Annotated in this window: 18 protein-coding genes; 7 read left to right on the top strand and 11 right to left on the bottom strand. The window is 72.8% G+C overall.

Going from position 1 to position 18,480, the window contains the following annotated elements:
• The first annotated feature begins 22 nt into the window (after window positions 1-22).
• Complete coding sequence (locus AB0J39_RS21010; protein WP_363467162.1) at window positions 23-661, top strand: LysE family translocator; 639 nt, start codon at window positions 23-25, stop codon at window positions 659-661.
• A gap of 80 nt (window positions 662-741) precedes the next feature.
• Complete coding sequence (locus tag AB0J39_RS21005) at window positions 742-1,455, top strand: VC0807 family protein (RefSeq protein ID WP_363467159.1); 714 nt, start codon at window positions 742-744, stop codon at window positions 1,453-1,455.
• A 16-nt stretch (window positions 1,456-1,471) separates the two neighbouring features.
• Here the strand turns inward: AB0J39_RS21005 and AB0J39_RS21000 are convergent, their stop codons facing one another.
• The gene (locus AB0J39_RS21000) at window positions 1,472-1,687 is read right to left on the bottom strand and encodes a hypothetical protein (RefSeq protein WP_363467156.1); all 216 of its coding nucleotides are present in this window, start codon (window positions 1,685-1,687) and stop codon (window positions 1,472-1,474) included.
• Window positions 1,688-1,735: 48 nt separating this feature from the next.
• Here AB0J39_RS21000 and AB0J39_RS20995 point away from each other — a divergent pair, with 48 nt between their 5' ends.
• Window positions 1,736-2,197, top strand: a complete 462-nt coding sequence (locus AB0J39_RS20995; protein WP_363467155.1) for a hypothetical protein — start codon at window positions 1,736-1,738, stop codon at window positions 2,195-2,197.
• Here AB0J39_RS20995 and AB0J39_RS20990 read toward each other — a convergent pair.
• The 5 genes from AB0J39_RS20990 to AB0J39_RS20970 are packed head-to-tail and all read right to left on the bottom strand — an operon-like array spanning window position 2,149 to window position 8,471.
• A complete protein-coding gene (locus AB0J39_RS20990) occupies window positions 2,149-3,759 on the bottom strand; it encodes an acyl-CoA synthetase (protein ID WP_363467152.1) in 1,611 nt (536 codons plus the stop codon). The two genes, AB0J39_RS20995 and AB0J39_RS20990, sit on opposite strands and share 49 nt — an antisense overlap.
• Before the next feature lie 18 nt (window positions 3,760-3,777).
• Window positions 3,778-4,926: a thiolase domain-containing protein gene (locus AB0J39_RS20985; RefSeq protein ID WP_363467150.1), complete on the bottom strand. Its 1,149-nt coding sequence runs from the start codon at window positions 4,924-4,926 to the stop codon at window positions 3,778-3,780.
• An 8-nt stretch (window positions 4,927-4,934) separates the two neighbouring features.
• Window positions 4,935-5,975 carry a lipid-transfer protein gene (locus AB0J39_RS20980; RefSeq protein ID WP_363467148.1) on the bottom strand — a complete coding sequence of 347 codons (1,041 nt, stop codon included), beginning with the start codon at window positions 5,973-5,975 and terminating at the stop codon, window positions 4,935-4,937.
• Window positions 5,975-6,895, bottom strand: coding sequence for an OB-fold domain-containing protein (locus AB0J39_RS20975; protein WP_363467146.1), 921 nt, complete (start codon window positions 6,893-6,895; stop codon window positions 5,975-5,977). Before AB0J39_RS20975 ends, AB0J39_RS20980 begins: the two co-directional genes overlap by 1 nt.
• Entirely contained in the window at window positions 6,885-8,471 is a 1,587-nt protein-coding gene (locus AB0J39_RS20970) for an acyl-CoA synthetase (RefSeq protein ID WP_363467143.1), read from the bottom strand. Before AB0J39_RS20970 ends, AB0J39_RS20975 begins: the two co-directional genes overlap by 11 nt.
• Before the next feature lie 208 nt (window positions 8,472-8,679).
• Here AB0J39_RS20970 and AB0J39_RS20965 point away from each other — a divergent pair, with 208 nt between their 5' ends.
• Window positions 8,680-9,495, top strand: a complete 816-nt coding sequence (locus tag AB0J39_RS20965) for a crotonase/enoyl-CoA hydratase family protein (RefSeq protein ID WP_363467141.1) — start codon at window positions 8,680-8,682, stop codon at window positions 9,493-9,495.
• A 320-nt stretch (window positions 9,496-9,815) separates the two neighbouring features.
• Complete coding sequence (locus AB0J39_RS20960) at window positions 9,816-10,241, top strand: nuclear transport factor 2 family protein (RefSeq protein ID WP_363467140.1); 426 nt, start codon at window positions 9,816-9,818, stop codon at window positions 10,239-10,241.
• 45 nt (window positions 10,242-10,286) lie between these two features.
• Here the strand turns inward: AB0J39_RS20960 and AB0J39_RS20955 are convergent, their stop codons facing one another.
• Window positions 10,287-11,480, bottom strand: a complete 1,194-nt coding sequence (locus tag AB0J39_RS20955; protein ID WP_363467137.1) for a damage-control phosphatase ARMT1 family protein — start codon at window positions 11,478-11,480, stop codon at window positions 10,287-10,289.
• Window positions 11,481-11,703: 223 nt separating this feature from the next.
• Window positions 11,704-12,819: a nitronate monooxygenase family protein gene (locus AB0J39_RS20950; protein WP_363467134.1), complete on the bottom strand. Its 1,116-nt coding sequence runs from the start codon at window positions 12,817-12,819 to the stop codon at window positions 11,704-11,706.
• Window positions 12,820-13,048: 229 nt separating this feature from the next.
• Here AB0J39_RS20950 and AB0J39_RS20945 point away from each other — a divergent pair, with 229 nt between their 5' ends.
• Both AB0J39_RS20945 and AB0J39_RS20940 read left to right on the top strand, forming a co-directional pair.
• A complete protein-coding gene (locus AB0J39_RS20945; RefSeq protein ID WP_363467131.1) occupies window positions 13,049-14,029 on the top strand; it encodes a LysR family transcriptional regulator in 981 nt (326 codons plus the stop codon).
• A 288-nt stretch (window positions 14,030-14,317) separates the two neighbouring features.
• The gene (locus tag AB0J39_RS20940) at window positions 14,318-15,472 is read left to right on the top strand and encodes a S1 family peptidase (protein WP_363467129.1); all 1,155 of its coding nucleotides are present in this window, start codon (window positions 14,318-14,320) and stop codon (window positions 15,470-15,472) included.
• A 43-nt stretch (window positions 15,473-15,515) separates the two neighbouring features.
• Here AB0J39_RS20940 and AB0J39_RS20935 read toward each other — a convergent pair whose 3' ends face one another.
• The 3 genes from AB0J39_RS20935 to AB0J39_RS20925 form a co-directional block, all read right to left on the bottom strand.
• Window positions 15,516-16,292 (bottom strand): decaprenylphospho-beta-D-erythro-pentofuranosid-2-ulose 2-reductase, encoded by a 777-nt coding sequence (locus AB0J39_RS20935; protein WP_363467127.1) that lies wholly within the window; start codon window positions 16,290-16,292, stop codon window positions 15,516-15,518.
• A 22-nt stretch (window positions 16,293-16,314) separates the two neighbouring features.
• Window positions 16,315-17,664 carry an FAD-binding oxidoreductase gene (locus tag AB0J39_RS20930; protein WP_363467124.1) on the bottom strand — a complete coding sequence of 450 codons (1,350 nt, stop codon included), beginning with the start codon at window positions 17,662-17,664 and terminating at the stop codon, window positions 16,315-16,317.
• Window positions 17,661-18,480, bottom strand: an 820-nt coding sequence (locus AB0J39_RS20925; RefSeq protein WP_363467122.1) for a decaprenyl-phosphate phosphoribosyltransferase, incomplete at its 5' end; no start/stop codon positions are given. The genes AB0J39_RS20925 and AB0J39_RS20930, both read right to left, overlap by 4 nt.

The following is an 18,480-nucleotide window of genomic DNA, read 5'->3' as shown; positions in this document are numbered from 1 at the left end:
CGGTGTCCGTACCATCCGAGCCATGCCGACTCTACCCACGCTCGCCCTGTTCGCCGCCGCCACGCTGGCGCTGCTCGTGGTCCCGGGACCCGCCGTGCTCTACATCGTCACCCGCAGCGTGGCCCAGGGCCGTTCGGCGGGGCTGGTGTCGGTGCTCGGTGTGCACGCCGGTTCGCTGGTGCACATCGCCGCCGCGGCGTTCGGGATCACCGCGCTGCTCGCCGCCTCGGCCACGGCCTTCGCCGTCGTGAAGTACCTCGGTGCGGCCTACCTCGTCTACCTGGGAGTCCGCAAGCTCATGCGGCGGCCGGAGACGCAGGACGCGGAGGTCACGGTGGCCTCGAACACCCGGCTGTTCGGCGAGGGGTTCGTGGTCAACGTGCTGAACCCCAAGACCGCCATGTTCTTCCTGGCGTTCCTGCCGCAGTTCGTCGATCCGGCGCGCGGTCCGGTGGCGCCGCAGGTGCTCGTGCTCGGGGCCGTGTGGGTCGCGCTGGGCATGGCCAGCGACGGCACGTACGCGCTGCTGGCCTCGGTCCTCGCCGGCCGGCTGCGCTCCTCGGCCCGGGCCCGGAGGCGGCTCGACCAGGGCAGCGGCGTCGTCTACCTCGGCCTCGGCGCGGTGGCGGCTCTGGCCACCGAGGGCGCCAGGAAGCTCTGACGGCTACCGGGACATTTGTACCGCCGTAATCGGGATCGCTGAATCTGCCCGGCTCCTCCGGCTTTCGAGACGCTTGATGCGTGCGGAGAGACGACCTGGAGGAGCCGATGACGCAGACCCTGACCGCCCCGGTGAGAGCCGAGCAGCCTCGGCGGGGCAACCTCCGCACGCTGCTCATGCCGCTGGCGCTCGACGTCGCCGCGCCGATGGCGTGCTACTACCTCCTGCACGGCGCGTTCGGCGCGAGCGAGGTCGCCGCGCTGGCCGTGAGCGGCGTGATCCCGGCCGTCCGGGTGATCGCCGGGATCGTCAGGGACCGCACCCTGAACGGGCTGGCCGGGCTGACGCTTGCGGTCAACGTGGCGGGCATCGCGCTGAGCTTCGTCACCGGGGACGCCCGCATGATGATCGCCAAGGACTCCGGCCTCAGTGCCGTGCTGAGCCTGGCGATCATGCTCTCGGCGTTCACCCGGCAGCCGGTGATGTCGGCGGGCATGCGCCCGTTCGTCACCCGGGGCACGCCGGAGAGGGAGGCCGCCTGGGACCGGCTCGCGGAGCGGTCGCCCCGGTTCCGCCGGGCGGTGCGGCTGTTCAGCGGCATCTGGGGCGGCGTGCTGCTCGCCGAGTGCGTGGCCCGGCTGATCGGCGCGTTCACGCTGCCGGTGTCCACCATGGTCTGGCTGTCCAACGTGATGCTGATCGCCGCCATCGTGGTGGGGCTCCTGGTCGCGGGCGCGTTCGCCTCCGGGCCGATCATGGGGATGGTCAGGGTGGAGGCGAGGGGCGCGCGATGAGAGGCAGGGGCATCAACTACGACACCGGTTTCCTGCCCGGCGGGCGCATCAGCCGGGAGACGTTCGACTCCGAGACGGTCCGCGCGGAGATGCGCGTCATCGCCGAGGAGCTGCACTGCACGGCCGTCCGCATCACCGGCGGCCACCCGGAACGGCTCAGCGTCGCCGCGCGGCACGCCGCCGACGCCGGGCTGGAGGTGTGGTTCGCGCCCTTTCCCTGCGAGATGACCACGCGGGAGCTCGCGCCGTTCTTCGCGGACTGCGCCGAGCGGGCGTCGCGGTGGACGCCTACCGCGACGAGCGCAACGCGGCGGCCTATCGCGAGGGGCTGCGCTCCCTCTTCGGGCACGGCAAGCCGGTCGCGGTCACCGAGTTCGGCACGTGCGCCTACACAGGGGCGGGCGCACGCGGCGGCATGGCCTGGGCCATCGTGGACCGGTCGCGAAGGCGGCCCCGGCTCACCGGTGACTTCACCCGCGACGAGGGCGAGCAGGTCCGCTACCTGAGCGAACTGCTCGCCGTGTTCGAGGAGGCGGGAGTGGACAGCGCCTTCTGGTTCACCTTCGCCGGGTACGGCCTGCCGTACGACGCGCACCCGCGCAGGGACCTCGACATGGCCTCCTACGGGGTGGTCCGGCTGCTGAAGGACGGCGGGCGGGAGCCGAAGGAGGTCTTCCACGCCCTCGCGGCCGCCTACTCCGGCGGACGCGCGACCGGCCGAGACGCGGCGGCGGCCACCTGACCGGCCCACCGGTAGTCGGCCTTGCCCGCCGGGGAGCGGACGATCTCCTCCACGAACGCGTAGGCCCGCGGCACCTTGTAGCCCGACAGCCGGGTGCGACAGTGCGCGTCGAGCTGCTCCGCCGTCGGCGCGGCTCCGCCGTACGGCTGGACGACGGCCGCGACCCGCGAGCCCCAGCGTTCGTCGGGGACGCCGGTGACCACGGCGTCGAACACGGCGGGATGCCCCTTGAGCACCGCCTCGACCTCCTCGGGGAAGACCTTCTCCCCGCCGGTGTTGATGCACTGGGACCCGCGTCCGCAGAACCGGAGCGTGCCGTCCTCCTCGACCGTCGCGAGATCGCCGGTGAGCAGCCACCGCACGCCGTGGGCGTCGGTGACGAAGGTGCGGGCGGTCTTGGCCGGGTCGTTGTGGTAGCCGAAGGCGATCCGGCCGCTCCTGGCCACCGTGCCGATCCGGCCGGAGCCCGGCTCGACCGGGGTCAGCGTCTCGTCCAGCACGGCCACGGCGGCGCCCGCGTTGGGCCGGTAGCGCAGGCCCGACTCCGGCGACGACCCGTCGACGCCCGACGCCGTGTAGCCGGACTCGGTCGAGCCGAAGTTGTCGAGGATCATCCGGCCCGGCAGCAGCTCCTCCAGCCGCGCGCGCACGGCGCCGCTGAGGATCGCCCCGGTCGAGCTGAGCACGAACAGCGACGACAGGTCGTAGGACCCGGCGGCCATCTCCTCGGCGAGCGGGCGGGCCATCGCGTCGCCGGTGATGTTCAGGCTGACGACCTTCTCCCGCTCGATCGCGCTCAGCACGGCGGCCGCGTCGAACCTGCGGACGTGCACCATCGTGCCGCCCATCCACCAGGCGATGAAGGTGCCCATCTGGGCCGCGCCGTGCATCAGCGGGGCCCCGGTCATCATGACGACCGGGGACGCCGCGCCGCGCGCCTGCTCGATCACGGCCTCGGGCGTCTTGAGCGGGTCGCCGTACGGGTTTCCGCCGCCGAAGGCGAAGAACAGGTCCTCCGACCGCCACATCACGCCCTTGGGCATGCCGGTCGTGCCGCCGGTGTAGATGACGTACACGTCGTCGCCGGACCGGGACGGGAAGTCCCTGCCCTCGGACTCCCCCGCCACCGCCTCCTCGTACGGCACCGCGCCCGGCACGGCCGTGGGGCCGCCGACGGCGACGAGGTGGCGCAGCCCGGGGACCTGCGCGGCCGCGGCCGCGACCCGGTCGCCGAACTCCGCGTCGAACAGCAGGGCCGCGATGCCGGAGTCCCGGTAGAGGTAGAGCAGCTCCGACTCGACGTACCGGTAGTTGACGTTGACCGGGACGGCCCGCAGCTTCAGCGTCGCCAGCAGGGCCGCGACGTACTCCACCCCGTTGTAGAGCTGCATGCCCACGTGCGTGCCGTGGCCGACGCCGTGCGCGGCCAGGTGGTGGGCCAGCCGGTTGGCGTGGGCGTCGAGCTCGGCGTACGTCGGGCGGTCGTCGCCGCAGATCACCGCGACGCGGTCCCCGATGGCGTCGGCGAGCCCCTCGAAAAGATCGGCGTGGTTGAACTCCATCCGGCGGACCTCCCGCGCTCAGGGTTTACTGCTGCCGACGATCCACATCGCGAAGAACTGCGCGCCTCCGCCGTACGCGTGGCCGAGCGCGAGCCGCGCCCCCTCGACCTGGTGCTCCCCCGCCATGCCCCGCACCTGGAGCGCCGCCTCGGCGAACCGGATGAGGCCGGAGGCGCCGATCGGGTTGGACGACAGCACGCCGCCGGAGGCGTTCCACGGGGTGTCGCCGTCGAGCGCCGTGCATCCGGCCTCGGTGAGCTTCCAGCCCTCCCCCTCGGCGGCGAAGCCCAGGTTCTCCAGCCACATCGGCTCGTACCAGGAGAACGGCACGTACACCTCGGCGACGTCGATCTCCCGGCGCGGGTCGGTGACGCCGGCCTGGCGGTAGACGTCGGCGGCGCAGTCACGGCCGGCCCGCGGGCTGACGACGTCGCGGCCGGCCACCATGATGGGCTCGGAACGCATCGCGGTGCCGTGGATCCAGGCGGGCGTGCCGGTCACCTTGTCCTCGGCGGCGAGCACGATCGCGCAGGCGCCGTCGGACGACGGGCAGGTCTCCAGGTAGCGGATCGGCTCCCACAGCATCGGGGTCGACTCGACCATCTCCCGGCTGATGCCGGGGATGCGCAGGTGGGCGTAGGGGTTCTTCAGCGCGTTCAGCCGGTCCTTGACCGCGACCAGCGTGCCGATGTGGTCCGGCGCGCCCGACCTGCGCATGTACTCCCTGATGTGCGGCGCGAAGTAGCCGCCCGCGCCCACGACCAGGGAGGCGTTGAAGGGCAGGTGCGTGGACAGGGCCCAGGTGGCGTTCGACTCCGACTGCTTCTCGAAGGCGACGACCAGCACCCGCCCGTGCACGCCGCCCTGCACGAGCGACGCGCCGACCAGCGCGGTCGAGCCGCCGACCGAGCCCGCCGTGTGCACGCGCATCACCGGCTTGCCGGTCCCGCCGAGCGCGTCGGCGAGGTACGCCTCCGGCATCATCACGCCCTCGAACAGGTCCGGCGCCTTGCCGATGACCACCGCGTCGATGTCGGCGAACGTCAGGCCCGCGTCCTCCAGCGCCCGCAGGGCGGCCTCGCGGACCAGCCCGGCCAGCGACACGTCCCGCCGTCTGGTCTGGTAGCGGGTCTGGCCCACGCCGATGACGGCACAGCGGTTTCCCACGGCGACTCCTACAGAGACTGGTCGAGGACGGCGCCTTCGAGCACGGCGACGAGGTTCTGCTGCAGGCACGGTCCCGAGGTGGCGTGCGCCACCGCGCGGTTTGCCCCGGCTTCGAGGATCCGCCGGGCCGCCTCGCCGACGCGGATCAGGCCGGTGGCCATGACCGGGTTGGCCACGAGCGGCCCGCCCGACGGGTTGACCGTCACCTCGCCCGACAGGCCGAGCGCCGCGCGCAGGATCGGCTCCTCGTGGCTGAACTGGGTGTGCAGCTCGGCCACGTCGACCGGGCCCTTGCCCACCCCGGCCGCCCGGCCGGCCTCGGCCGTGGACACCGATCGGGACAGGTCGCGCATGCCCAGGTAGTGGGGCTCCGCGCGGTGTGCGATGCCGGTGATCCAGGCCGGCCGCCCGGCCAGCTCGCGGGCGCGGTCCCCGGCGGCCAGCACCACGGCCGCCGCCCCGTCCGTGACCGGCGCGACGTCGTACGGCCGCAACGGCTCGACCTCGAACTCCTCTCCGGAAGGGTCGGGCAGGTCGAGGGCGTAGGGGTTGGCCCGGCCGTCCGCGCGGCTGCGCCGTACGACCTCGTCCAGTGCCGCTCTGTCCGCGTTCACCGCCGCGGCCTGCAACGCGGCGTACGACACCTGGTCGAGCCCGAGTGGCGCGAGATAGTACGGATCGAGCTGGAGCGTCATGATCTCCCGGATGTCCGACATCGACGACTTGCCGAAGCCGTAGACCAGGGCGGTGTCGATGTCGCCGTGCTGGAGCCGCACCCACGCCTCGTACAGCGCGAAGGCGCCGTCCATCTCGACGTGGCTCTCGCTGATCGGCGGCCAGGCGCCGACCGCGTCGAGCGCCGAGACGAACGAGAACGGCGCCCCGGCCAGGTAGTCGCACGAGCCGGAGCAGGTGAAGCCGAACCTCTTCAGCCCGGTCGCCCGCTTGACCTCGTCGATGACCGGCAGCAGCAGCTCGGGCTCGGCCAGACCGCTGTCGTGGCCGGTGTGCACCGTCTGGGCGAAGGCGACGACCGCGACGTCCCTCATCACGCACTCCCGGTGGGGTCGTCGAGGTCGGCGTCCGGCTCGCCGGTCGGCTCGAACCACTTCACGTTGGTCATCGACAGCGTCCGCTCCTCCGGCGGCACCCACACGGCGCGCACCCGCATGCCCTGCCGCACTTCGTGCGCGGGAATGCCTCCGATCAGCGCGATCATCGGCGTGTCCGCGCCGTCCAGCAGCACGTACGCCGAGACGAACGGCACCTCGGGGGCCCGGGGGTCGGGCAGGTTGTTGATCGCGTACGTGGTGACGGTGCCGGTGTCGGCGACCTCCACCTCCTCCTCCACCACGGAGCCGCACGCGGGGCAGGACACGCGGTAGGGCACGTAGACGGCGTCGCATTCGGCGCACCGGCCGCCGACGAACCTGCCGTCGCGCACGCCTTCGAGGAAGCGGGTGAGCGCCCGGCCCGGCGTGACGCGATACTCGGCCCGCACCGGCGCGACGAGCGAGGTGACCTCGGGCAGGAAGCACTCGATGTCCGTGATGTGGCCCGTCGTGGCGGCCCGCCAGCGCGGGCGGACCCGAAGCCCCGGCCGCAGCGCCTTCGGGCTCCCGGCGTCCACCGCGTGGACCAGGGCGGTGTCCGCGCCGTCGAGTTCGATCAGCGCCCAGGCGAACGGCCGGTCGAGCGGGTGGCCGGGGCGCGGGGAGCCGACCCAGGCCCACGCCTGGACGGTCCCGGCCGGTCCGACCTCCACGTACTCCTCGGTGACTGGCTCGCCCGTGTCCGGGTCGTACTCCAGCGGCGGGACCAGCACCCGCCCGCCGGCCGTACGGACCCCGACCAGCCGCCGGTCGCGCAGCTTGGTGAGGAACCGCCCGATGACCGGACCGGTCGTCCGCGTGTAGCCGCCGGGGAACTCCAGGACGTGGGTGGCGACCGGTGATTCCTCAGATGGCACGGTCCCTGCCTTCCCAGTAGGGGGCGCGGAGCTTGCGTTTGAGCAGCTTGCCGTTCGGCTCGCGGGGCATCTCGTCGATGAAGTCGATGACGCTAGGCCACTTCATGCGGGCCAGGCGGCCCTCCAGTGAACCGGCGATCTCCGCGGCCAGTTCCTGCCCGGGAACGGCGCCCGGCGCGGGCTCGACGACGGCCATGATGCGCTCGCCCCACTCGTCGTCGGGGATGCCGAAGACGGCCACGTCGGCCACCTTCGGGTGGACCATGATCTCCTTTTCGATCTCGGCCGGATAGATGTTGGTCCCGCCCGAGATGATCATGTCGGCCTTGCGGTCACAGAGGAACAGGAAGCCGTCCTCGTCCAGGTAGCCGATGTCCCCGACGGTGAAGTAAGCAGTGTCTCCACCGACCCCCCTTCGGGCACCCACCCCCACCTCCAACCGGTTGGCCGCGGTCTTCTCCGGGTCGCCCTTGTACTCGAAGGAGATGCCCATCTTCATGTAGACGGTGCCGGGCGTGCCCGCGGGCACCGGGGCGAGCTCGTCGTCGACGATCAGCAGCTCGCTGCCCGGCCAGGCCTTCCCGACCGTGCCCGGGCGTTTCTTCCAGTCCTCGGGGGTCGCGATCGTGCCGCCGCCCTCGGTGGCGGCGTAGTACTCGTAGATCACGTCGCCCCACCACTCCAGCATCTGCCACTTGACCGGCACGGGGCACGGCGCGGCGGCGTGGATCATCCACCGCAGCGACGACAGGTCGTAGGACCGCCGCGTCTCCTCCGGCAGCGACAGCAGCCGCTTGAAGTGCGTGGGGACCATGTGGGAGTTCGTCACCCGGTGCCGCTCGCACAGGCGCAGCGTCTCCTCGGCGTCCCACTTGTCCATGAAGACCAGCGTGTGACCCATGTGCAGTGCCGTACCGGCGAACTGGGTGACCGCCGTGTGATAGCCGGGCGAGGTGACGAGGTGGGCGTTCGGCCGCCCCGGCGTCACGCCGAACAGCCGCAGCAGCCCTGTCATCAGCTCGGCGGAGTCGTCGGGGTCGAGACCGGTGAGCGCGCGCCGCACGCCCTTCGGCCGTCCGGTCGTGCCGGAGGTGTAGTGCATGGTCGCCCCGGCCGTACGGTCGCCGGGCAGGGTCTCGGGCATGCCGCCGGTCAGCTCGGCCACCGGACGGAAACCCTCGATCTCGCCGTAGGAGAAGCACCGCTCGGCCGCGATGCCGGCCTCCCGGGCGCCCCTGGCCGCCTCGGCGGCGTACCGCTCGTGGGCGAGGAACGCGGCGGCGTCGCTGTCGGCGACGATGTAGCCGATCTCCGGCCCGGTGAGGTGCCAGTTGACCGGCGTGTAGTACCACCCCGCCTGCAGGGCGGCGAGGTAGAGCACGAGGCCGTCCGCGCCGTTGGGCAGCAGGCCGCAGATGCCGTCCCCGGGTCCCAGGCCCAGCGCACGCAGGCCGTGGACCAGGCGGTTGGCCCGGGCGAGCAGTTCGCCGGCGGAGTGTTCCGTGCCGTCGGGATCGACCGCGCCGATCCACGCCGGGTCGGCCTGCGCGAGCCTCCAGAAACCGAGTGAGCCCATGTGCCAGCTCCCTATGGGGGGTGCGCCGCGAAGCCGGTGCGTCAGCGGCCGCGAAGTGAAGCACGCCGGCACGACGCTGACAAGATCTGGCAATGCGGAGCGACTCAGATGAGAATCGGTTCTAGTTCTTGCGGGCAGACTAACCCCGCGCGCGATGTCTAACAAGCGCTTGATCGAACCGGTGACGCCGTCCCGCTGGAGGACACCTGTGGAGCTCCTGCCCGTCAGCACCCCGCACTGCCGGATCGAGCGCGACGGTCACGTGGTGATCGTCACGATGGACCGCCCCGAGGCCAGGAACGCGCTCTCGCAGGACATGCTGGTGGGGCTGGCCGAGGCGTGGCAGTACATCTCGGACGAACCCGAGGTGCGGGTCGGCATCCTGACCGGGGCGAACGGCACGTTCTGCGCCGGGGCCGACCTCAAGGCGATGGGCACGCCGTCACAGGACGAGCGGGTGCGCCGCCGGGCCGCCGAGATCCCCGATTACCACTGGAAGGGCCTGCTGCGCGATCCCGGTGCGCTGCCGTCCAAGCCGATCGTGTGCGCGGTCGAGGGGTACGCCGTGGCGGGCGGCACCGAACTGCTCGTCGGCACCGACCTGCGCGTCGCCGCCGAGAGCGCCACGCTCGGGCTGTTCGAGGCCAGGCGGGCGCTGTTCCCGATGGGCGGCAGCGCCGTCCGGCTGCCCCGCCAGATCCCGTACGCGTTCGCCATGGACGTGCTGCTCACCGGCCGGGCGGTCACGGCCGCCGAGGCGCTGGCGATGGGCATGGTCAACCGGGTCGTGCCGGACGGCCGGGCGCTGGAGGCGGCCCGCGAGATCGCCGATCAGGTGGCCGCCTGCGGGCCGCTGGCCACGCAGGCGATCCTGCGCGCCTACCGCGAGACGCTGGGCATGCCGGAGGCCGAGGCGTTGAAGGTCTCCGACGCGATCGGCTGGCCGGTCATCGGCTCCGAGGACGCCAAGGAGGGCGCGCGCGCCTTCCGCGACAAGCGCCCGCCGGTGTACCAGGGGCGGTGACGCGCTCCCTCCACGCCGTCTCTTGCCCTTGCCTCAGGGTCAGATCCGACGATGACAACGATGCCCCAGCCCGCAGCCTCGTCCCCCGCGTAGGCCCGCCTGGCCCGTGTCGCTGAACACACCGGCGCGCCGTCCGGCTGACGACGACCTGACGGCCGGGGCCGGCCGCGAACCGGCGGCGGGGCTCAGGCACCGCCCGCAGGCCCGACGTTCCGGCCTGTGACATGGGCGTCCACTGTCGCACGCCCATGCTTCGATCCGCGTCCAAGCGTCACCGCCCTAGCCTCGTTCGTGTCCGGGAAACAGCGAGGAGGACCGACATGACGTCGCAGAACACCGAGGTGCGGCATGACGTCGAGCACGTCTACCAGGCCTGGGACGCCGCTCTTGGCGCCAAGGACCTCGACGCCGCCATGGCGCTCTACCACTCCGACGCGACGCTGGAGAGCCCGCTTGTCCGCCACCTGCTCGGCACCGACGAAGGGGTGGTTCGCGGCCGGGAGGACCTGCGCCGGTTCGTCGCGGAGGTCTTCGCTCATCAGCCCGCCAAGCGCCGCCGCTTCCGCACCGCGTTCCTGACCGACGGGTCGCGGCTCGTGTGGGAGTACCCGCGCGTGGCGCCCGACGGCGAGCAGATGGACATCGTCGAGGTGATGGAGATCCAGGACGGGCTCATCAAGCACCACCGGGTCTACTGGGGCTGGACGAGCGTGGGAATGCTGCTCAGCGGCGAGCACTCGAAGTAGCGACCCCAAGCGGCCGGGCGGACGCGGGCGATCCGCCGGGCCGGGTCAGGGACGGGCCTGGACCATGGCGTGGGTGCCCGTGGTGCGCCACGGGCGGCCGGTCGCGTCCAGCTCCGCCAGCGTCCGCTCCGGCACGCCGACGAGCGCGTCCGACTTCAGCGTACGCAGCGCGACGACGGGCCCGGGGAAGTAGCCGGTGACCGCCGCGAACGGCGTGGTCGCCGGCCACGTCCGGTCGCCGACGAGCCGCCGGTAGTTCAGGTCGCCCTTCAGGATGGTCAGCGAGGCCGACGCGAACTCCTCGCGCAGGTCGTCCGGCATGTCGGAGTAGGGCAGCGGAGCGCAGGCGAAGGGGTGCGTACGCAGGCTGAGACGCCCCTCCTCCATCGCGGCCCACAGCCGGGCGCCGGCCTCCCCGGCCCGGCCGGGGGCCGCGGCGAGCCGCCGCAGGCACGCGAGCACGTCGGACGGAGTGGCGTCGGACACGAAGTACGGAACGGGCTTCACGTGCAGGACGACCTCGCCCGCGAGCCCGCGGGCGAGGAGGTGGTCGACGAGCACGAGGTCGGGCAGCAGTTCGCGCCCCGCGTTGTCGGCGACCAGGCAGATCCGGCCCGGCGCGGCGGCGTCGAGGAGCGACCACAGCAGCGGGCCGTCGTCCACGACCAGACCGGCCGCCCTCTCGTGGTCTCCGTCGAGCGTGACGCCGAAGGACAGGTCGGCGCGGTTTCCCCAGAGCGAGCCCAGCAGGAGCGCCCGGGCCTGCTCGTCCGGGGGCAGCGTCGCCGTCTCGTCGAGCGCCGCCAGTTCCCCGTCCACGACCGGGCCCTCGAGTTCGGCCTGCTTCATCGGGCCGAACGGGTCGACCCCGTGCCACGGGCCGTCGCCGAAGTATCCGGTGGCCTCCAGCAGCTTGCGGTAGAAGTAGCTCTCGCCCCACAGGAACGGCACGTCGACGTAGCGGCGGCCGATCTTCCCCCGTCCCCACTCGGCCCAGGCGGCGCCGTCGTGCGCCGACGGCTCCAGCGGCGCCATGACGTCGCGCACGACCTCGTCGAGCAGCCGGTCGAGCGCGCGCCGCCGGTCCGGGTCGTACGGCAGCGCCCGCGCGACCTGGCGGACGAGCACGGGATGCCGCTCCCTGAAGACGCTCAGGGCGTAGGAACCGGGGACGTTCCCCATGATCGGCGGCGGGATCGGCGGGGCCTCGGCCACGGTCTCGTCGCGGGCACCACTCATCCCCGGCATCCTCCCTCGGCTCGCGGAACTGCACCGCCAGTAAATCGCAGCGGCCGAACGATCGAGGGAGGCGGGGCAGGAGTGTGGGGCAGGGGGTTTGGGGGCAGGGCGCGGCAGGGGTGAGGGACCGGGCGCACGAGAGACCGGCCGCACGAGAGACCGGCCGCACGAGAGACAGGCCGCACGAGAGACCGGCCGCACGAGAGACAGGCCGCTCGCGGCGTCAGCCGTCGCCGGTCATGCGACCGAGGCGTTCCATGGCCTCGACGTACTCCTCCACCATCTCGAAGACGACCTGTTTGGCCGGCTTGACCTGGTTCATCGCGCCGATGATCTGGCCGGCGGGGAACGTGGCCAGCTCGGTCGCGTCCGACCTGCCGATCCGCCGCAGCGCGTCGGAGATCAGCATGAACTGCAGCGGCATCGGCAGCGTGCCGGGCGACTCCGCCGACTCCCAGGCGTCGGTCCACTCGTTCTTCAGCAGGCGGGCGGGCTTGCCGGTCCAGCTCCGCGACCTGACGGTGTCGCGGGAGGTGGCCGCGATGATGCGCCGCCGTACGGTCTCGGAGGTGTCGGCCTCCTCCACCGCCAGCCAGATCGAGCCGGTCCACACGCCCTCGGCGCCGAGCGCCATGCCCGCGGCCATCTGGCGGCCGGAGCCGATGCCGCCCGCGGCCAGGACCGGCACGTCCACCGCGTCCACGACCTGCGGGATGAGCACCATCGTGGAGATCTCACCGGTGTGGCCGCCCGCCTCGGTGCCCTGCGCCACGACGACGTCCACGCCGACCTCGACCTGCTTGACGGCGTGACGCGGCGTGGAGGCGAGCGCCGCCACCTTCACCCCCTTGGCGTGCGCCTGCTCCACGACGTCGGCGGGCGGCGGGCCGAGGGCGTTGGCGAGCAGCGCGATGGGATGCCGGAGCGCGACCTCGACCTGCGGCCGGGCCGTCGCGTCGGTCCAGCCGAGCAGCACCTTGCCCGAGTCGGATCCGTCCAGCGGCGGCACGCCGTGCCGGGCCAGCAGGTCCTCCACGAAGGCCCGATGCCCCTGCGGGATCATCCCCTGCAGCCGCGCCACCAGGTCGGCCGGGGAGTCCACGTCGAGGTCCGACCCCGCGTAGGAGGCGGGCATCACCACGTCCACGCCGTACGGACGGCCGTCCACGTGGTCGTCGATCCACTTGAGCTCGATTTCGAGCTCCTCGGGGGTGAAATACAGGGCGCCGAGCACTCCCATGCCACCGGCGCGGCTCACCGCGGCGACGACGTCCCGGCAGTGGCTGAAGGCGAAGATCGGGAACTCGATACCGAACATGTCGGTGACACGTGTTCGCATGCCTTCGAACGTACGACGGCCTCCGGCGAACTGCAACGCGTTCTAGTGAACCGCATCCGATGCGTTCCTACCAGCCGGTAACTCGACGCCCGGGGGCGCGGCGGGAAGCCTCACGAGAACACGTTCCAGCGCGCCGGGATGGCGATCACCCGGCGATGACCACCGTTAAAGTCAGATTTCATGACAATGCGGGATTGCGGCCATACCACGGGGGTCGTACCTTCCCCCTATGGATCTGGAGATCCGCCACCTGAGAATCGTGCACGCGGTCGCCGAAGCCGGGAGCGTCACGAAAGCGGCCACCCGGCTCGGCCTCGCCCAACCGTCGCTCACCGCTCAGCTCAAGCGCATCGAGCGCTCACTTGGGGGTCCGCTGTTCGAACGCGACCGCAACGGCGCACGTCCCACTCCTCTCGGCGAGATGGTGCTGTCCCGCGCCCGGGTGCTGCTGCCCGCCGTACGGGACCTCCAGGAGGACGCGGTACGGTTCGCCAACACCTCGGTAAAACTGCCCGGCTATCGCATCGGCGCGACGAACGGGCCCATACTCGGCGGGCTGGTCGAGCGCCTGACCGCCGACCAGCCCGGCATCCCGGTCACCACCCGCACGTCCTGGTCGGCCGGTGAGCTGACCTCGCTCGCGGTGGCCGGCCGGCTCGACTTCGTGCTGCTCGGGACGTGCGGCGACAGCCCGCCTCCCCCGGCCGAGGCGATGAACTGGACCACGGTCGGCACCGACCCGGTCTTCGTGCTGCTGTCGGCGGACCACCCGCTCGCCGGGGAGAGGGAACTGGAGTTGTCCAGGCTCGCCGACGAACACTGGACGGTCGCCCCCGGCGACGGCTGTTTCGCCGACTGCTTCGCCGCCGCCTGCGCCCGGGCCGGGTTCGTCCCCGAGTCCATCTACGAGACGGACGTGGCGACCTGCCTGCACCTCGTCGGGGTGGGTAAGGCGGTCGCCCTGTGCCAGGCCACCTTCCGGCTCACCGCCGGGCTGGTCATGATGCCGCTGGCCGGCGCGCCGCTGCGCTGGCGGCACCTGCTCGGCTGGCACGCCGACTCGATGGGCGCGCGGGCAGCCGCCCCCGTGGTCGCCGCCCACGCCCGGGCCGCGTACGCCGACGCGGTCCGCCTCAGCGCCCGCTACGCGGACTGGCTCGTCACCAACCCCGAATACGGCACCAACCCCGAATACGGCACCGTCCCCTGACGCGGCGGCGGGCGCGCCCCTGCGCCCCCGCACGTCCGTCCACGCGGTCCGGCCCCGCCCGATCGCCCGCCCGATCGCCCGCCCGATCGCCCGCCTGCGTACGCCGCGGCGCCTGCCTCGTCTCGCGCTCACGCACGCCCGGAGGTTCGAGGGCGGTTATTTCCGGGCCAGCGAATCCCCCAGCGAGGGCGGTTCCATAACTCGGTGATAGGGGCGAATTGATAGATCCACCTGACAGCGGAGGTCGGTTACGTTGACGGCACCCCCCAAAGACAAGGAGAGCCCCACATGCTCCACAGACGCACCGTACTCGCCGGATGCGCTCTGGCCGTCACGGCCCTCGCCACGGTCGCCACCCCCGCCATGGCCGAGCCGAACAACTCTCCCGCCTCCTCCGCCGTCAAGCCCCCGCCCGCGATGGTGGACGCCATGCAGCGCGACCTCGGGCTCACCCCCGCCCAGATCGACGCCCGTCTCGCGAACGAGGCGAAGGCCATGGCCACCGACACCAAGGTGCGCGCCACCATCGGTGACGCCTACGCCGGATCCTGGGTCTCCGGCACCACCTCCGAGAGCTTCATCGTCGCCACCGCCGACGCGTCCAAGGCCGCCGCGATCCTGGCCGCGGGCGCGCAGCCGAAGATCGTCGGCCGCAGCCTCGCCACGCTCGAGTCCGCCGAGGCCGCCCTGGACCGGGCCGCCGCCGGAGCGCCCGCCTCCACGTCCGTCTGGTACGTCGACGTGCTCAGCAACAGCGTGGTCGTGCTGTCCTCCGACGCCGCCGAGGCCGAGGCGTTCGTGGCCGCGAGCGGCGCCGACAGGTCGGCCGTACGCGTCGAGCAGTCCACCGAGCAGCCGCAGACCTACTACGACGTGCGCGGCGGCGACGCCTACTACATCAACAGCTCGGCCCGGTGCTCGATCGGCTTCTCCGTACGCAGGGGAACCACGAACGGCTTCGTCAGCGCCGGCCACTGCGGCCGTGCCGGCAACAGCACGACCGGCTACAACCGGGTCGCCCAGGGCACCTTCCAGGGCTCCTCGTTCCCCGGCAACGACTACTCCTGGGTCGCGGTCAACAGCAACTGGACGCCCAGGGGCTGGGTCAACAACTACAGCGGCGGCAACGTCGCGGTGCGGGGCTCGTCCGCCGCGCCCGTGGGTTCGTCGATCTGCCGGTCCGGCTCCACCACCGGCTGGCGCTGCGGCACCGTCCAGCAGCTCAACGCCAGCGTCCGCTACTCCCAGGGCACGGTGAGCGGCCTGACCCGGACCAACGTCTGCGCCGAGCCCGGTGACTCCGGCGGCTCGTTCATCTCGGGCAACCAGGCTCAGGGCATGACCTCCGGCGGCTCCGGCAACTGCTCCTCCGGCGGCACCACCTACTTCCAGCCCGTCAACGAGGCCCTCTCGGCGTACGGCCTCACCCTCGTCACCAGCTGATCCGGCCGATCGAAAGAGGCTCCCCCGCCGGCCCGGCACAGGGTCAGCGGGGGAGCCTGCGCCATATGGGACGGGGAAGCAGCCGCATCACGGCGAACGCGAGCCGCAGCCGCGCGGGGACCCACACGGTCCCCTTCCGCGTGTCCAGCGCCTCCACTACCGCGTCCGCGACCTCGGCCGCCGTCACCGACATCGGAGCGGGGGTCATCCCCCGCGTCATCCGCCCGATCACGAAACCCGGCCGGACGACCACGACCCGGGCCCCGGAGCCGTGCAGCGCGTCGGCCAGCCCCTGGGCGAAGCCGTCCAGCCCGGCCTTGGCCGAGCCGTACACGAAGTTGGCCCTGCGCACGCGCACCCCGGCCACCGACGACAGCACGACGAGCGTGCCGTGTCCCTGCTCGCGCAGCCGCCCGGCGGCGGCCAGCCCGATCGAGACGTGGCCGCCGAAGTTGACCGCGACGTCGCGGGCGGCGGCGACCGGGTCGGCGTCGTAGACCGCCTGGCTGCCGAGCACGCCGAACGCCGGGATCACCACGTCGAGGTCGCCCACCTTGGCGGCGGCCTCCTCGATCAGGGCGGCGTGCGTCTCCGGGCGGGCGGCGTCGAAGTCCAGCACGTGGACCTCGGCCCCGAGCCGTTCGAGGTCCTCCACCGGCGCGGTCCCACGGCCGTCCTTCATGGACGCAGAGGCGTCACGTGCGGCGAGCACGACCCGGCGGGCGCCCCGCCGAACCAGCCGCTCCACGATCGCGAGGCCGATCTCGCTGCGTCCGCCGAGCAGCAGGACCGTGTCGACCGAACCCAGTGCGTTCCTCACAACCACTCCCTCGACGGCGGAATCAGCACAGGCGCAGCCTACGGGCGAGGTCGGAGACGAAGACGCCGTCCGGGTCGGCCCGGCGCCGGATCTCCCGCCACTGCGGCAGCCGGGGGTATGTCGCGGCCAGGGTGGCGGCGGACATGCGGGAGTCCTTGGCCAGGTAGAGGCGGCCCCCCGCCGCGGCGACCCACTCGTCGAACTCGGTCAGCATCGCGGCCAGCCCGCTCTGCCCGGCCGGGATGTCCAGGGCCAGCGTCCACCCCGGCATGGGGAACGACAGCATGCCGGGGGTCCCCGCCCCGAACCTCTTCAGCACGGTCAGGAACGACACGACCCCCGCGCCCGACAGCCGCTCGACCACCCGGCGCAGCGTGTCCTCCGCTCCGAGCGGCACCACGAACTGGTACTGCACGAAGCCGCGCGGGCCGTACATCCGGTTCCAGCCGTCCACGCCGTCGAGCGGGTGGAAGAACGGCGCGATGCCCTGGACGATCCGGCGCGGGGCGGCGGGGGCCTTGCCGTACCAGGCGGCGTTGAAGGCCCGCACGGTGGCCCGGTTGAGCAGGCCGCCGGGCACCCGGGGCGGGGCCGACAGCAGGGGCCGCGGCGCGAAGGCGAGCGGGTTCCCGCGCGCGCGGGCGGGCAGGTCGCCGGGCACGGCGTGGTCGCCCCGGGTGAGCACGCCCCGGCCCATCCGGCCGCCCCGCGCCAGCAGGTCGATCCACGCGACCGTGTAGCGGTGACCGTCGTCGGCCGCGGTCATCGTCGCCAGGGTCTCGTCGAGGTCGCGGGTGCGCTCGACGTCCACCCGCACCCACGCGGTCTCGACCGGCACGCACCGGAACGTCGCCTCGGTGATCACCCCGGTCAGCCCCATGCCGCCCACCGTGGCCCAGAACAGGTCGTCGCCGGGGGTGAGCGTACGCAGGCTCCCGTCGGCGGTGAGCAGGCGCAGCGAGAGCAGGTGGGCGCCGAAGGAGGAGTCGACGTGGTGGTTCTTGCCGTGCACGTCGGCCGCGACGGCCCCGCCGACCGTGACATACCGGGTGCCGGGGGTCACCGGGACGAACCAGCCGCGCGGGACGAGCGCGGTCATGAGGTCGTGGAGGCTGATCCCCGCCGACGCGGTGACGATCCCCGCGGAGTCGACGTGCCACGACCGCTCCAGCGCGGTGCAGTCGAGCACGAGCCCGCCCGCGTTCTGCGCGGCGTCGCCGTACGCGCGGCCGAGGCCGCGGGCGACGACGCCGCGGCCCCCCGCCTTCGCCAGCAGCGCGGCCGCCTCCTCGGCGGTGCGCGGGCGGGCCACGGTGGCGCGCGTGGGCGCCGTGCGCCCCCATCCCGTCAGCAGCGTCATGCCAGGAGTCATGCCAGTTGGATACCGCACGCCAGCAGGACCAGCATCAGCGCGAGGAAGATCTGGAGCGGGCGGTCGCGCAGCACCAGTTCCTCGGGTTCCTCCCCCACCCCGCGGTCGACCAGCAGCGCGTGCCGCAGCACGACCAGCACGAACGGCACGATGCTGAGCGCGCAGAACGCCCTGGCCGGCCCGGTGTGCTCCTGGAGGGCCCACAGGCAGTAGGTGACGATCATCGCCCCCGAGGCCATGACGCGCACGTGGCCGAGGTAGCTCGCGGTGTAGGTCTCCAGCGTGGCCCGGGCGGCCGGACCGTCCCCGGGCCGGGCGCGCAGCTCGGCCTCCCGCTTGCCGGTCACCAGCAACAGCGAGCCGAGCGAGACGACCACCAGGAACCAGCTCGTCACCGGCACGGCCACGGCGACCGCCCCCGCGTACGCGCGCACCACGTGGCAGCCGGCCACCGCGACCAGGTCCACCACGGGTTGGTGCTTGAGCCAGAGGGTGTAGGCGAAGGTGAGCGCGAGATAGCCGGCGACGACGGCGGCGAGCGGCCACCCGCCCGCGAGCCCGGCGAGCAGGCCGGCCGCCAGCAGCACCGCGCCCGCGGTCCGCGCGAGCCGTACGGACACGATCCCGGCCGCGACCGGGCGCAGCCGCTTGCGCGGGTGGCGCCGGTCGGCCGCCACGTCGGCCGCGTCGTTGAAGAGATAGGAGCCGCCGGCGGCCAGGCAGAAGGCGGCGAACGCGACGAGCGAGCCGCGCAGGCCCGCCCCGGTGGTCAGCACCCCGGCGGCGGCCGGCGCCGCGAAGACGAGCGCGTTCTTG

The organism is Microbispora sp. NPDC049633 (genome assembly GCF_040675265.1).
Lineage (GTDB): Bacteria > Actinomycetota > Actinomycetes > Streptosporangiales > Streptosporangiaceae > Microbispora > Microbispora maris.
Note: the sequence above shows the minus strand (reverse complement) of the source record. Positions and strands in the feature narration are given on the sequence as shown.

Excerpts from the sequence above, each read along its gene's own strand:
- AB0J39_RS20945 (WP_363467131.1), top strand. The coding sequence starts at position 13,049 with ATGGATCTGGAGATCCGCCACCTGAGAATCGTGCACGCGGTCGCCGAA.
- AB0J39_RS20950 (WP_363467134.1), bottom strand. The coding sequence starts at position 12,819 with ATGCGAACACGTGTCACCGACATGTTCGGTATCGAGTTCCCGATCTTC.
- AB0J39_RS21010 (WP_363467162.1), top strand. The coding sequence starts at position 23 with ATGCCGACTCTACCCACGCTCGCCCTGTTCGCCGCCGCCACGCTGGCG.
- AB0J39_RS20930 (WP_363467124.1), bottom strand. The coding sequence starts at position 17,664 with ATGACTCCTGGCATGACGCTGCTGACGGGATGGGGGCGCACGGCGCCC.
- AB0J39_RS20960 (WP_363467140.1), top strand. The coding sequence starts at position 9,816 with ATGACGTCGCAGAACACCGAGGTGCGGCATGACGTCGAGCACGTCTAC.
- AB0J39_RS20940 (WP_363467129.1), top strand. The coding sequence starts at position 14,318 with ATGCTCCACAGACGCACCGTACTCGCCGGATGCGCTCTGGCCGTCACG.
- AB0J39_RS20990 (WP_363467152.1), bottom strand. The coding sequence starts at position 3,759 with ATGGAGTTCAACCACGCCGATCTTTTCGAGGGGCTCGCCGACGCCATC.
- AB0J39_RS20955 (WP_363467137.1), bottom strand. The coding sequence starts at position 11,480 with ATGAGTGGTGCCCGCGACGAGACCGTGGCCGAGGCCCCGCCGATCCCG.
- AB0J39_RS20970 (WP_363467143.1), bottom strand. The coding sequence starts at position 8,471 with ATGGGCTCACTCGGTTTCTGGAGGCTCGCGCAGGCCGACCCGGCGTGG.
- AB0J39_RS20980 (WP_363467148.1), bottom strand. The coding sequence starts at position 5,975 with ATGAGGGACGTCGCGGTCGTCGCCTTCGCCCAGACGGTGCACACCGGC.